Source organism: Geodermatophilus sp. CPCC 205506 (assembly GCF_051383635.1).
GTDB lineage: Bacteria > Actinomycetota > Actinomycetes > Mycobacteriales > Geodermatophilaceae > Geodermatophilus.
In genome coordinates this window covers 12836-25770 of the sequence record NZ_JALPKP010000042.1, presented here as the reverse complement: position 1 = coordinate 25770, position 12935 = coordinate 12836, and the positions used below count along the sequence as shown (strand labels likewise).

At 69.2% G+C, this 12935-nt stretch carries 13 protein-coding genes, 2 tRNA genes and 1 pseudogene; 10 read left to right on the top strand and 6 right to left on the bottom strand.

Annotated elements, in window-relative coordinates; all coding sequences use genetic code 11:
• Positions 1-151 precede the first annotated feature (151 nt).
• Together MY520_RS20990 and MY520_RS20985 are read right to left on the bottom strand one after the other, a co-directional pair.
• Positions 152-1576: a hypothetical protein gene (locus MY520_RS20990; protein WP_436694512.1), complete on the bottom strand. Its 1425-nt coding sequence runs from the start codon at positions 1574-1576 to the stop codon at positions 152-154.
• Positions 1577-1865: 289 nt separating this feature from the next.
• Entirely contained in the window at positions 1866-3860 is a 1995-nt protein-coding gene (locus MY520_RS20985) for a hypothetical protein (RefSeq protein ID WP_436694511.1), read from the bottom strand.
• Between the two features lie 584 nt (positions 3861-4444).
• Between MY520_RS20985 and MY520_RS20980 the strand changes: the two are divergent.
• The 3 genes and pseudogenes from MY520_RS20980 to MY520_RS20970 form a co-directional block, all read left to right on the top strand.
• A pseudogene (locus MY520_RS20980) lies at positions 4445-4681 on the top strand (DDE-type integrase/transposase/recombinase); the annotation flags it as partial.
• A gap of 210 nt (positions 4682-4891) precedes the next feature.
• Entirely contained in the window at positions 4892-5167 is a 276-nt protein-coding gene (locus MY520_RS20975; protein ID WP_436694510.1) for a helix-turn-helix domain-containing protein, read from the top strand.
• Entirely contained in the window at positions 5059-5511 is a 453-nt protein-coding gene (locus tag MY520_RS20970) for a helix-turn-helix domain-containing protein (protein ID WP_436694528.1), read from the top strand. The genes MY520_RS20975 and MY520_RS20970 overlap by 109 nt, the downstream gene beginning before the upstream one ends.
• 420 nt (positions 5512-5931) lie before the next feature.
• Here MY520_RS20970 and MY520_RS20965 read toward each other — a convergent pair.
• Positions 5932-6004 (bottom strand) — tRNA-Lys (locus MY520_RS20965).
• Between the two features lie 175 nt (positions 6005-6179).
• On the opposite strand from MY520_RS20965, the gene MY520_RS20960 reads away from it, so the two are divergent.
• From MY520_RS20960 to MY520_RS20945, 4 genes are all read left to right on the top strand, one after another.
• Positions 6180-7364: an Ig-like domain-containing protein gene (locus tag MY520_RS20960; protein WP_436694509.1), complete on the top strand. Its 1185-nt coding sequence runs from the start codon at positions 6180-6182 to the stop codon at positions 7362-7364.
• Positions 7365-7444: 80 nt separating this feature from the next.
• Positions 7445-7924, top strand: coding sequence for a hypothetical protein (locus MY520_RS20955; RefSeq protein WP_436694508.1), 480 nt, complete (start codon positions 7445-7447; stop codon positions 7922-7924).
• A gap of 75 nt (positions 7925-7999) precedes the next feature.
• A complete protein-coding gene (locus MY520_RS20950; protein ID WP_436694507.1) occupies positions 8000-9082 on the top strand; it encodes a WD40/YVTN/BNR-like repeat-containing protein in 1083 nt (360 codons plus the stop codon).
• A complete protein-coding gene (locus tag MY520_RS20945; RefSeq protein WP_436694506.1) occupies positions 9082-9360 on the top strand; it encodes a MoaD/ThiS family protein in 279 nt (92 codons plus the stop codon). Before MY520_RS20950 ends, MY520_RS20945 begins: the two co-directional genes overlap by 1 nt.
• Before the next feature lies 1 nt (position 9361).
• Here the strand turns inward: MY520_RS20945 and MY520_RS20940 are convergent, their stop codons facing one another.
• Positions 9362-9607: a hypothetical protein gene (locus MY520_RS20940; protein WP_436694505.1), complete on the bottom strand. Its 246-nt coding sequence runs from the start codon at positions 9605-9607 to the stop codon at positions 9362-9364.
• Positions 9608-9811: 204 nt separating this feature from the next.
• Between MY520_RS20940 and MY520_RS20935 the strand changes: the two genes are divergently transcribed.
• The 3 genes from MY520_RS20935 to MY520_RS20925 all read left to right on the top strand — a co-directional run bounded on the left by MY520_RS20935 (position 9812) and on the right by MY520_RS20925 (position 11971).
• Complete coding sequence (locus MY520_RS20935) at positions 9812-10120, top strand: hypothetical protein (RefSeq protein WP_436694504.1); 309 nt, start codon at positions 9812-9814, stop codon at positions 10118-10120.
• A gap of 880 nt (positions 10121-11000) precedes the next feature.
• Positions 11001-11585 carry a hypothetical protein gene (locus MY520_RS20930; protein WP_436694503.1) on the top strand — a complete coding sequence of 195 codons (585 nt, stop codon included), beginning with the start codon at positions 11001-11003 and terminating at the stop codon, positions 11583-11585.
• 137 nt (positions 11586-11722) lie between these two features.
• On the top strand, positions 11723-11971 hold the full coding sequence (locus tag MY520_RS20925; protein ID WP_436694502.1) for a helix-turn-helix domain-containing protein: 249 nt from the start codon (positions 11723-11725) through the stop codon (positions 11969-11971).
• A gap of 113 nt (positions 11972-12084) precedes the next feature.
• Here MY520_RS20925 and MY520_RS20920 read toward each other — a convergent pair.
• Positions 12085-12160, bottom strand: a tRNA-His gene (locus MY520_RS20920).
• 67 nt (positions 12161-12227) lie between these two features.
• A complete protein-coding gene (gene orn, locus MY520_RS20915; protein WP_436694501.1) occupies positions 12228-12905 on the bottom strand; it encodes an oligoribonuclease in 678 nt (225 codons plus the stop codon).
• Positions 12906-12935 lie beyond the last annotated feature (30 nt).

The following is a 12935-nucleotide window of genomic DNA, read 5'->3' as shown; positions in this document are numbered from 1 at the left end:
CGCTGCCAACATGTATCGCCAGTCCTCTTAGTTGGCATCGATAGTCCGCGGAAGACTGGATGCCTGACTTAACAGTCTTCATCTTGTGCAGTCCTGGACAGTATGCTCACGAGGGGACAGTGCCACTTTCTGCATCCTGATATCGGTGCAGTCATCTGTCACAGCCGGGCGTCCACGGCTTCTCCTCGCACACTTCGTCGCTGGGGCTCGTGGGCTTCTGCGGCGGTGCCGGAAGGGGGATGTTGTTGAGGAGCAGGATGGGGTCCAACGTGGGAGCGCCGAGCCCGCGGCCGAGCCACGCCCCGCGGAAGCCACGCATCGACGGCCAGTCGCCGGCGCCCGGCGGGACGTCGAGTTCCCGGTCCATGATTTGGAAGATGGTTGTTTCCCAGCCGGATTGGTTGTCTGTGGGCTCGCCTGCCGAAGGCCCGTCGGTCAGGTCCCACAGGGCGCCGGCCACATTTCCTTCTATGTAGTCCCCAGAGGGTCCGCAGCCAGGCGACTCTAGCTGTCCGACAGTCGGAGTGCCGCCGATGCCGCTCGAACCCGCTCCCGGGTTGTTGCGCGCCACCGCCTGTGCGAACCAGTCGGCGAAGCCCTCCATCCAGGCGAGCTCTGGGCTGTTAATGATGTCGCCGCCCGGACCGTAGATGACGTTACCTCCGGGAAGGGTGGCCTCACAGAAGTCGTGGCTCGAGACGATCCAGGGGAGGCTGCCGATCTGCTCCTCGAGAAAGTGGCTGTACTCGTGCAGGGCGACCAGGTCGTTCATGACGTCGGTGGTGTTGATGGCGATCGTGTCGAAGGGCGCGTTGTACCAGGTGCCGGACGCTGACGTGGGTTGCACGCCCACGCGCGGAATCGGGTCCGACTCGGCTGGGTCGCGGCGGGCGACAGCGAAGTCGTACCCATGCCGGATGGCGTCCGCGAGATTGAAGTGCTGGGGCGTCCAACCGTCATCGAATGCGTACGAGAAGTCCATGACCTGACCGGCGTTGGTCGTGGTGCGTTGAATCGGTGCGCCGTCCGGCTCGCCGGGCTGTTCCCGGAACGGCTCGCTGTGCACCGCGTCGTTGGGCCAGACCACTGCGGCGTAGTTGGATGCGAAGATGCGAAGGGCATAGATGATGCCCGGGCCGTCGTAGCCGTACCTGGCCGATATGCGACCGGCGGCGTCGGTGGTGAGTGAGAAGTCCTTGCCCCATGCCCAGATGCCGAGGATACGTGGCGCGAAACGCCACACCTCCACCTCGGCGAAGGCGATTGGGCGCGGCCTGGTGCCGTCCTGATAGGTGAACGACCCGGTTACTGAGACCGTGGTGGGCCGCGGGGTTGCGCCAACGCCACCCTCACCATCGCAGATCCGCGGCGGGTTGGGGCCATCGCACTTCGGTTCCGCGGCGGCCGGAGCCGCCGCTAGGAATGCGCTGGCCGTGGCCACGGTGAGCAACGCCGATACGAATCTGAGCTTCATTCCGTATTCCAGGAGACGCTGCAGGAGAAACCGCAGAACCCGGCCAGCTAACAGCAGCATCTGCGGTTCAGCCTCGGACGATCGTGCGCTGTTGTTGTTCACCTCTCGCGTGGAGGGGACGTCGCCGCATGGAGGATTCCCGTGTTGCGAACATCAGCTCCCTATTCCCGAGCATCGCGCCCCACCCCCTGTCCGGCGCGCCGGGAGACATGGCCCGTTGATCAAAGTCGAGGAGTCGCATCAGCGGCCCCAGATTTGACCTGCCGGGAACGAGAGTGCCGGCGGCGTGCGAGCGCTTTCGCTGTTGCACACACAGCGCAACAGGATGTGACTCTCTATGCAACTCGACGTCACTCCCGAGGCGCCACTCACCTCGGCGATACGGAGACTTTTACGGCATTGATATTTCGATGTAGAGGCCACAGTGGTCGCTCCAAGCAATCTCGGGTATCCGGCAAACTTCGGCCGGCGGGCGTGGCCGCGCCCCGGGCGGCAACGTGCGGGCATCCGTGGTCCTCCAGCCATACTGCGAGGCGAAGGCGTCAGACCGTCCCACGAGGAAGCCGTCCAGATCGAAGGAGCCGTCTCCTTCGACGTTTCGTGCTCGTACGTCCGACCACGCCGCGATGCGGAAGAAGCGGAAGTTGCCAACGGGTGAATCGATCTCGCCGTCCTGGACATGAACGGCTCCAAGATTGAAGTCGCCACCGATGATCGGGGGCAGCAGGCGGGTGATCGAGGTAGATGGGAAGGTATTTTCGATGTGTGGAACCAGGCTCTCCCCGAGTTGGGAGTAGCTGTCATTCGTTGGCGATAGGTGGACAGAGTAAACGTCGACCCACCTTCCTACCTGGTCGGTAAGTGCGAGCCTGTTGAAGATGGCGCCGTCGATGCCCCAGTGAAGGCCGCGACCATCGACCACGGCGCAGTCGCCCCGCATGTCATCCGGCGGATTGGCACAGGAAAGACTGGGAAGAAGGGAGGCAGTCGTGGGCGCGGGGCGTGGCCTGCAACCGGATCCCGGATACAATTCCCCACTTGTCGGCGTAACGTTTGCAAAGCGGTTGCTGTTGTACAGAACAGCTCTGCCCTGACAAAGTGTCCCAAGACCGTCCTCCGAAAATTTGAACGGCACGGCCTCTACACTAAGTGCGGCGACCCGGTACTGAACTCCAGTGTCTTGGCGGATCTGTCGCATGAGCCCGAAAAGTGACTCGTAATCCATCGGATCGCATCCGCCTAAGAACCAGCACTTGCTCCCCGGCACTTCCTGTAGCAGAAGGACGTCCGGAACAGTCTGGGACTCGAGCATCCACGCGGCGATGCGCGCATATCGAACGCGCCATGGCACCGAGAAATTGTCTTCATCTGTGCCCTCGAGGTTCACCGTCAGCACCGTGACCTTGTCCGCCTCGGCCGTAATCGTCAGTGCCCCTGTCCAGGCCTCGTTGCCCTGATTGTCCAGTGCCCTGCCCGCCAGAATCAGGTCCATGGCCCGAAGCCGCCACAGGGGTCCGCACCACTGACGGTAAAGCGCCTGCATGTCGACGGGGACGGTGACTCTGTGGACGGCGGGTTCTAGAACCGGTGGCCGGAACTCACCGTAGATTCGCGGCCTCGCCGTCACCAAGCTGCCATCCCTCCGCTGGCACTGAACCCTGGCCTCGCCCTCAATTGCGACCAGGGTGACAGCGCTCTCGTCGGAGGCTTCGGCCACCACCGTGAATCGTCCGTGCCACCGACCGAGCGCGGTTACCGGCTGCTTCGCGACGTCAACATCGGAGGCGAGACCCGCGGTCTGCAGAAGCACCGTCGGAGGGCCTGACACAACGGGATCTGAGGTATCACCTCGCGTCCACGACAGGTCGTCCAGCTGTGCCCTTCCCGGGTTCTCGAGCGCGGGGTTGGCAAGCTCCTTGCCCATGAAAAGGATGGCCGATGCGATGCGGCCCTGGTCATCCGCAATGCGCAGCTCCGTGACGAGGTCCCGAGGGCGGGCGAAGCCGGCGACCAATAGGTCGCCACTGTCGGCTACAGGCCGACCGGTGAGGTCATACCCCACCAGCCGCGCGTACCGCTTGCAGGGGTCTGGCCCTTCCGGGAAGCAGTAGACATCTGTGGGCTCATCGCTTCCGATACGGGCCGACAACTCCTTGAGCTGGTAGCGAAAACCCAATGGCAACCGGTGCGCCCCGTTGGAGCAGCCAGCGTCGGCACAGTCATGGGCCGCGTGAAGCGCAAGTATCCCAGAGAAGGTCGTCACTCGGGTCGGGTGGAAGACGACGGGCGCGCTAGGGAAGTCGACGATGGAGTGTGTCAGCAAAACTTGGCCCGCGGAGAACTCGGGTGATTCAAAAGAGATGGTTTCTGCTTGGGTCGCGGACACCTCTGGGGGGAGCGAAGAACCTGGAGGGACAGCGACGGCGCCGTAAAGAAGGGTAAAGGCAGTACATACCGCCAGAGTGGTTAAGATACGAAACAGGCTCTTCGCTGATGTCGGGCAGGGTCGCGCAGCCATGCCGGCCTCGCAAGTGCACTTCGGACTCGTCTGAGCGGCACGAATGTTGATAGCGTGCCGCATAGCGGCCGCGATTGGCCAGCCCAGGTGCGCCACGACGTGGTGGGGGCAGTTTCCACCGCCGTGCGGTTCGCGTCAACCACCTGCGTCACGCAATTGAAGGATCCCGGCTTCGTGCCGCTCTCATGCGGGATGCTCCTGCGGGATGAGGGCGGCGTAGTGGGCCTCCTCGGCCTCGTTCGAGTGATCGTTCCGAGGGTGCCGGGCAGGTCTTCGGTTCCTTCAACAGTCGACTCCGCCGATGGCGGCGTACCCACGTCGGAGACCGTCTTGTAGGGCCCTGCGTGGAAGACGGTGGTGCGGATGCACTCGGTCTAGGTCAGGCCGATCACGTCTTCATCAGCGCGTTGTCGTCGCGGTGGCCAGGGTGAGCAGTTCGGCGCCGGTCAGCGCACTGCGCTGTCGACGACCACACCCGGCTGGCCTACGCCGAAATCCACCCCGACGAGACCGCCGCCACCTGCGCCGCCCTCCTCCGCCGGGCCGCGGCCTGGTTCACCGACCACGGCATCGACCGCATCAAGCGGGTGATGACCGACAACGCCCTGGCCTACAGGCGCAGTACCGCCTGGCAGCAGGCGTTGGCCAACGTCGGCGGCCAACCCCGCCGCATCCGCCGGTACCGGCCTCCAGCGACGTGAACCGCCCCAGGGTCAGTGGAGGCTCTGGGGTGCCCTGGGTTCGGTGGAGTTGGGTTCTTGGAATCCTTAGACCGCGACGATCTTGTTCTGGGTTTCGAACTCTACGGGTGACAGCCAGCCTAGTACTCCGTCGCGGTAGTCCTTGATGTGATCTCACGGCCGGGGTGACCATTTCTCATAGCCGCGCATGTGCGAGTGGTGCAGGTTCCGGAGGTTGATCGGCGGGAGCTGCAGCGGCGGGCCCGGGACAGGGGCGCGCCGGCGCGGGTGGTCGAGCGGGCCCGGATCGTGCTGCTGGCCGCCGACGAGGTACCCGGCAAGCAGATCGCGACGACCGTGGGCTGCGCCGAGGGAACGGTGGTGACCTGGCGCGGCCGCTCGCCGAGCACGGCCTGGCCGGACTGGAGGATCTGCCGCGGCCGGGCAAGCCGGCCCAGCTGCCCGAGGCGCTGCGGGATCGGGTGCTGGAGCTGACCCTGACCGAGCCGCCGGATCAGTTCGGGGCGACCCACTGGTCCTGCCGACTGCTCGCCAGCGCACTGGCCGGGGAGGGCACCCCGATCTCGCACGCCACCATCGCCCGGATCTGGCACCGCTTCGGCGTGCAGCCCTGGCGCGCACAGACGTTTCAACCTGCACACGCCGCACACACCCGCGGGCATCGAGCGTTCGGCAACGGCGTTCCGGCGTCTGATCGACCTCGCCGTCGCACGCGACGGCAGCTACTACCTGACGTACCACCGGTGGGCAGATCGCGAACAGTTGCTGGCCTGCTACCCGCAGCTCCCGGACTTCCTCGCGGTCAAGCGGGGGTATGACCCGCGCGAGGTGTTCCACAGCGACTGGTACGCCCACCACCGGGACCTGGCCCGGAGCACGCCCTCGGCAGCCTGACCGCCGCGGTGGACTGAATCTTGCCTAGCTGCGACTGGACGCGACGATCTGGTGGCGGCGTCGCCCTCATCGGGGGCGCAGGCCGCTGCAGGGCCTCGCGGACGGGCGCAACCGGGGCGCCGGCGCGGCGCCCATGGCGTCGGGTGGGCCGTTCATTGAGTGCCGGTCGGCGGGTCACGTGGTCCTGTCGCTGCATCGAGGGGCGGTTCCGTCGTCGGATCCTCGGAGCGCCGCGTGCGCGGGTTTTCGATGGGTTTTCGATGGCTTCGCGTGGGCGAGGATACCCGGCAGCCGGAGGTTCTGATGCAAACCAGCAGGTCAGAGGCTGGAATGGGAAGGAAGGGTGCGCCATCAGGGACTCGAACCCCGAACCCGCTGATTAAGAGTCAGCTGCTCTGCCAATTGAGCTAATGGCGCGTGTCGTCCGACTCGCGCCGGGCAACGAGGGAGAACGATACCAGCGCCGTCCGGCCCGCCGTGGGGAGGTCCCCGGGCCCGGCGTCCGTCGACGTTCCGCTTCCGCCAGGGACACTGGGGGCCGGTGCTGGTGGCCGGCCGGGGGGCGGCCACCGACGATGCGGAGGGGATCACGATGCGACGGACAGCCGCGCTGGTCACAGCGGGGTTCCTGGTCCTGGTGGCCGGGTGCTCGGGCGACGACGAGGGGGCGTCCGGGGCGTCGGCAGCGGCCGAGCCCACCGTCGAGACCACCCCGGCGTCGGTCACGGTGGCGCCGGCGGACGGGTCCGCCGACGTCTCGCCGGTCGTGCCGTTGGAGATCTCCGTCACCGACGGCGAGCTGACGGAGGTCACCGTCGTCGACGGCGCCGGTGCCGAGGTCAGCGGGACGGTGGCCGACGCGCCCGGGAACCCCGCCACCGACCTCTTCACCCCGGACAGCCCGCTGGCCTACGGGACCAGCTACACCCTCACCGCCACCGCGGAGGGCGAGGACGAGGAGCCGGTCGAGGCCGCGACGACGTTCACGACGGTCACCCCGCAGACGCTCTCCACCCCTTCCGTCGGCCCGCTCGACGGCCAGACCGTCGGCGTCGGCATGCCGATCCGCGTCTGGTTCGACGACCCGGTCGCCGACAAGGCCGCCGTCGAGAGCCACCTGCTGGTGACCAGCACCACGCCGACCGACGGCGTCTGGAACTGGTTCAGCGACACCGAGGTGCACTTCCGGCCGTCCCAGTACTGGCCGGAGAACACCGACGTCACGCTCGAGGCCGACCTGTACGGCGTCGCGCTCGGCGAGGGTGTGTGGGGCGAGAAGGACCGCGCGGTGTCCTTCCGGGTCGGCGAGCGGCACGTTTCGGTCGCCGACGCCGCGACGCACACGATGGAGGTCTACGACGGCGACCAGCTGGTGCAGACCTTCCCGATGAGCGCCGGCAGCCCCGACAACCCGAGCTACAACGGCGCCCACGTGGTCACCGAGATGAACCGCGACCGGGTCATGGACTCCAGCACCTACGGCGTGCCGGTGGACAGCCCGGAGGGCTACCGGACCCCCGTCGAGTACGCCGTCCGGCTGTCCGACAGCGGTGAGTTCGTGCACGCCGCGCCCTGGTCGGTGGCGCAGCAGGGCCGGGAGAACGTCTCGCACGGCTGCATCAACGTCTCGACCGACAACGCCCGCTGGTTCTACGAGTTCACGCAGCCCGGCGACGTCGTCGAGATCCGCAACTCCAGCGCCGGCACGCTGCGCTCCGACATCTACGACTGGACGATCCCGTGGGAGGAGTGGCAGGCCGGCAGCGCGCTCAAGTGAGTTGACGGTCGTCGTCCCGGCGTTTCGCCGGCTCTCCCGCGGGCAGTGATCACTCCGGTCCCCGAGCTGAGGAGAGTGCCGTGGACACCTGGGTGATCGTGCTCATCGTCGTGGTCGCGGTGGTGCTGCTCGCGCTGCTGGCCCTGATGCTCGCCAAGCGCAACCGCATCAACGGTGCCCGCAAGCGGGAACAGGCCCGCGAGCACCTGCAGGAGGCGCAGATGCGCGGCGTGCAGGCGGAGAAGGAGCGCGCCGCCGCCGAGGAACAGGCCGCCCGCGCCCGCCGCGAGCGCGCCGAGGTCGAGGAGCGCACCCGGCTCGCCGAGCAGGAGGCCGCACAACGGCACGCGCAGGCGCAGGAGCACGCGTCGGCGGCCGACCAGCTGCGGGCGAAGGCCGAGAAGCTGGCGCCCGGTCTGGCCGATCAGCACGACCAGCACGAGCGGCGCGACGCCGCCCGGTACGACGGCACCGGTCCCGACGCCGGTCGGCACGAGGGTGGCCGGACCGCCGAGTCCGCCGGCCCCGACCAGCCCACGGGTGGCGCCACCCGCCGGTGAGTTCTCGCCCCTCGGGGGGTCTGACCCCTCGAGGGGCGCACGCTGCGCCCCGTCCGCCGGACCCGGAGGGGCGTCATGACCGACCTGCTCGCCATCGGTACGCGCAAGGGCCTGTGGCTGGCCCGCAGCGACGACGACCGCCGCACCTGGACGCTGGGTGAGCCGCACCTGCTCGCCCAGGAGGTCGCGGCGGTCTCGATCGACACCCGCCGGTCGCAGCCGCGCGTGCTCGCCGGCATCCAGTACGGCCACTGGGGCCCGACCGTCATGTGGTCCGACGACCTCGGCGGCAGCTGGCAGGAGACCGACTCCGGCGCGATCCGCTTCCCCGAGGACTCCGGTGCCGCCCTGGCCCGCGTCTGGCAGCTGCGCCCCGACAGCGCCGACCGGCCCGAGGTGGTGTGGGCCGGCTGCGAGCCGCACTCGCTGTGGCGGAGCACCGATGGCGGCTGCAGCTTCGACCTGGTCCGTGGGCTGTGGGACCACCCGCACCGGCCGACCTGGGAGCCCGGCGGCGGCGGAGGCGCGGTGCACACGGTGCTGCCCGACCCGGCGTCGGACCGGGTCACGGTGGCGATGAGCACCGGCGGGGTCTACGTGAGCGAGGACGGCGGGCAGCAGTGGGCGCCGCGCAATCGCGGGATCAGCGCGGTGTTCATGCCCGAGCCCCCGCCGGAGTACGGGCAGTGCGTGCACAAGGTCGCCGTCGACGCCGCCGGCCCCGACCGGATGTACGCGCAGAACCACTTCGGCGTCTTCCGCACCGACGACGCCGGAGGCAGCTGGACCTCGATCGCCGAGGGCCTCCCGGCCGACTTCGGCTTCCCGATCGTCGCCTCGCCGGTCACGCCCGGCACCGCCTGGGTCGTGCCGCTGGTCGCCGACATGCAGCGAGTCCCCCCGGGCGGTCGGCTGCGGGTGCATCGCACCCGGGACGCGGGCGAGACCTGGACCGAGCTGAGCACCGGCCTGCCCGACCGGTTCTGGGCAGCGGTCATGCGCGACGGCTTCTGCGCCGACGACGGCGACCCCACCGGGATCTACGTCGGGACCCGCGACGGCTGCGTGTACGCCAGCGCCGACGAGGGGGAGTCCTTCACCCTCGTCGCCGACCACCTGCCCGACGTCCTCGTCGTGCGCGCGGCCCGGATCCCGTGATGTCGGTCGAGGTGGTGCTGCCCGGCGTCCTGGCCGACCTCGCCGGCGGCGCGAAGCACCTGCACGTGGAGCGGTGCGGGACGCTCGCCGAGTTGCTGGACGCGGTGGCGGCCGACCACCCCCGGCTCGACCGGCGGATCCGGGACGAGGCGGGGGCGATACGGCGGTTCGTCAACGTCTACGTGGACGGCGACGACGTCCGGTTCACCGGCGGGCTGGACGCCGCGGTGCCCGACGGCGCCGTCGTCCAGGTGCTCCCGTCGGTGGCCGGCGGCTGACCTACAGGGCGGCGAGGGTGGTGCACTCCGCGCACAGCTGCGCGTTCTCGTAGCCCTCTGGCGGCCAGATCGTCTGCTCGTCCACCGCGACGTAGGCGCCGCACAGCGCCTTGCGGCTGCGGCCGGTCACCTTCCCGATCGTCGCGTGCGCCGGCCCGATCTGCCGCGGCTGGAGCCCCTCGGCGCTGCCCACCGAGCCGACCATCACGACGGCGTGAGCGGTCCCATAGGAGTAGGCGAGAGTCATGCCCCCAGGGTCGCCAGGCCGGGCGGGGGCGACCAGCACCTGCGGAGGCGTGTTCGGCGCAGCCGTCACTGCCGTCCCACCGGGCACGTGGCCACCCGGCGGCCGGCCGCGCGGTCGTCTCTGCTGTGCCCGCGGCCCATTGCGGACCTGGGCAGGGCCGGAAGACCCTGGAACTGACGAGTTCCGTGGCCTACTTGTTTCTTCATGCACTCCAACGTGGTGGAGACCACTCCTGCGAGCAGCTCGGTGCCACCCGCGGCGTACCCGCAGGCCCCGATCTTCACCGCCTCGGTCGACCAGACGCGGGGTGCGATCCGCACCCGCGGCCACCTCGACCGGGTGGGCGCCGAGCTGCTGTGCGGCACGGTCCTCGCGCTGGAGCGGTGCGGCCACCGGCACATCACCGTGCTGATCCGGCCGCCGGCCACCGTCGATCCCGACGCCGCCCGGCTCCTCGCCGACCTGGCCGACCGGCTGGCAGCCGACGGCGTGCGGCTCGAGGTGGGGACCTGAGCCGCGACGGCGAGAGGCCCTGACCGGCGAACCGGTCGCGCACGCGCTACAGGAGGCCCAGCCTGCGGGCGCGGTCGACGACGCCGTCCCGGTCCGGGGTGGCGAGCTTCCGCTGCCGCCTCCGCACATGGCCGCGCACCGTGTTCTCTGAGTACGCCGGACGGACAGCGGCCGGCGGCTCTGGACCGTCCCGGGCCGTCGGAGGCACAGGTCACGGCTGGTCAAGGCCGCGAGGACCGGCCGACGACTCGGTCACCCGCTCGGCGCGGTGACACCGGTTCGCCACAACGTCGACGCGGTGGCCGGGGGGTGGGTCTTACTGAGCGGCTGCCTTTCATTGGCGGACGCTCCGCGCTCGCCCGCCTGGTGGGGGGCGTGGGCTCAGTCCTCGCCCGCATCCGGAACTCGACACAGCTCCGACGCACAGGGTTGGTGCGGCCCACCTAGTGGCGCTGATCTGAGTCCAAAGGTACTGAAGCCACGCGATGAACATCATTGCTCACGCCCTGTTCCGACGGACGCGGGTTCATGCCATCATCGCGGCACCGCGGAGTGCCGCTCGGCGCTGGGCGGGACGCAGACCCGAAACGACGAAGGCACCTTCAATGGCGGCTGAGCAACGCAGTCCCAGGCTGGACCTCGCCTGGCTCACGGCTCTGGCCGCTGTCTTCATCGCGGACAACTACGTCGCGCAGGTGCCGTGGTGGATCCCCGTGATCGGTTGGGGGACGTACGTCTCCTTGTGGGCCGGGCGCCGGCGACTGCGCCGGCTGCAGCACGCCGCTGACGAGCGGCGAACGCAGCACCGGATGGCTTTCGAGGAGGTTCGCGGCTTGAGCGAACGAGTGCGGCGGTTGGAAGCGAAGGTGGGCGGGCCAGGGTGAGAGTGCAGCCATCTTCGCGAGCCGCGCCCGAGGCGACAACGTCAGCCGCCCAGGCATCACCCGCCGAGAGCAACGGAGAGGCGCCGGCAGCGTCGTCTGACACGTCAGCGCAGGCGGCGGCGACTGAGAGTCAGACTCCGACGACGGCTGCTGGCTACTTCGACCGGTTCCGAACCTGGTCCGACATCGTCCTCGGCGGCGGCGGCGGGCTGGCTGTCTTCCTCGCCGACGATCGGTGGGACATCCTGAGCAGTATGACCGCCCCCGCCGCCGGGGTCATCGCGCTCGGCGGAGGCCTCGCGATCAGTGACGTGCGCCGGAGACAGAGGGCTGCAAAGGCTGCGGAGGAGGCGGCGGCTTCCGCGGCGCAGGTGCGTGAGCAGGAACAGTCGAAGTTCCTGAAGGGCCTCTCTCAGCTGAGGTCGCAACTTGACGAGGAGGGGCACCCAGACCTCGCGGAACGGCTGCGGAAGGACCTGTGCTCCTTCGAGCTGCGCCTCATCGACCTCCCGGTGCTGAAACGGCGCGCCGCCGGGATCCAGCTTGAGTGGGAGACCCGGCCAACGCCCTCGGCCAGCTGAGGCGGCCCAGCCGGCTCCAACAACTGCTATCAGCTGTACCCGGCCAGAACGTTGGTGACAGCGGTCTGGCTTGAACGCGGGAGAACCTCCGAGTGGAGTGTGGCTTGTCGAAGGCCCACCGCCGCTCGGAGGTTCTCGTGTCCCACGGTAATGCCCGCACGACCGTGCACGGCCGGTTCCTGATCATCGCCCGCTACCGGGCCGGCCGGCGCCAGGCGCACATCGCCGCGGCGATGGGGCTCTCGCGCAAGTGCGTGCGGACCGGCATCGGCCGCTATGAGGTTGAAGGCGAGGCCGGCCTGGTCGACCGGTCCAGCCGCCCGCACACCAGTCCGCGACGCACCGCCGCCGAGGTGGAGGACCGTCGTCGAGCTCTGCAGCCCTGAGCGTCGGGGTCCGGCCTGGCTCGGCGCCGACCTGGGCGTGCCGGCCGCGACCACATCGAGCACCTTGCGCCAGGAGAGGCCCTGACCGGCGGACCGGTCAGGGCCTCTCCACGTGGGGTGAGTGACGGGGCTCGAACCCGCGACACCCAGGATCACAACCTGGTGCTCTACCAGCTGAGCTACACCCACCACGTCTCCGGCCGGCCGCTGGCGAGAGCGGTCGACCGGGGAACCGGGACAACGATACCGGAGGACCTCAGAGGTCGGACGCGGCCGGGGGTGGCTCCTCCGCGGCGCCGGCGTCCTCGGCGGCGAAGAAGGCGGCGAAGGACTCGGTGACCCGGGCCGACGCGGCCTGCGCCTCGGTCGTGGCGGGGCCGGGAGCGTCGACGAACAGCGTCTGCCGGTAGTAGGCCAGCTCCCGCACCGACTCGATGATGTCGGCGAGCGCGCGGTGGGCCAGGCCCTTCTGGGGCTGGGCGAAGTAGACCCGCGGGAACCAGCGGCGGGCCAGCTCCTTGATCGAGGAGACGTCGATCATCCGGTAGTGCAGGTGGTCGTCGAGCTCGGGCATGTCGCGGGCGAGGAAGCCGCGGTCGGTGCCGATCGAGTTGCCGCACAGGGGGGCCGCCCGCCGCTCGGGGACGAACCGCTTCACGTAGGCCAGCAGCTGCTGCTCGGCCTCGGCCACGGTCAGCGTCGCCGCCCGGACGGCGTCGGTCAGGCCGGACTTCGCGTGCATCTCGGTGACGACGTCGGCCATGCCGTCGAGGTCGGCGTCGTCGGCGGAGATGACCAGATCGAGGCCCGGGTCGAGGACGTTGAGCTCGGAGTCGGTGACCAGGACCGCCACCTCGATGAGCTTGTCCCGGGTCAGGTCCAGCCCCGTCATCTCGCAGTCGATCCAGACCAGGTGCCCCGCGCTCTCCGCCACGTCCGCCGACCCTACGTCCCGTTCGCCACG

Bases quoted from the DNA above. Each gene is read 5' to 3' on its own strand.
- MY520_RS20960 (WP_436694509.1), top strand. From the start codon at position 6,180: ATGCGACGGACAGCCGCGCTGGTCACAGCGGGGTTCCTGGTCCTGGTG.
- MY520_RS20950 (WP_436694507.1), top strand. From the start codon at position 8,000: ATGACCGACCTGCTCGCCATCGGTACGCGCAAGGGCCTGTGGCTGGCC.
- MY520_RS20945 (WP_436694506.1), top strand. From the start codon at position 9,082: ATGTCGGTCGAGGTGGTGCTGCCCGGCGTCCTGGCCGACCTCGCCGGC.
- MY520_RS20940 (WP_436694505.1), bottom strand. From the start codon at position 9,607: ATGACTCTCGCCTACTCCTATGGGACCGCTCACGCCGTCGTGATGGTC.
- MY520_RS20935 (WP_436694504.1), top strand. From the start codon at position 9,812: ATGCACTCCAACGTGGTGGAGACCACTCCTGCGAGCAGCTCGGTGCCA.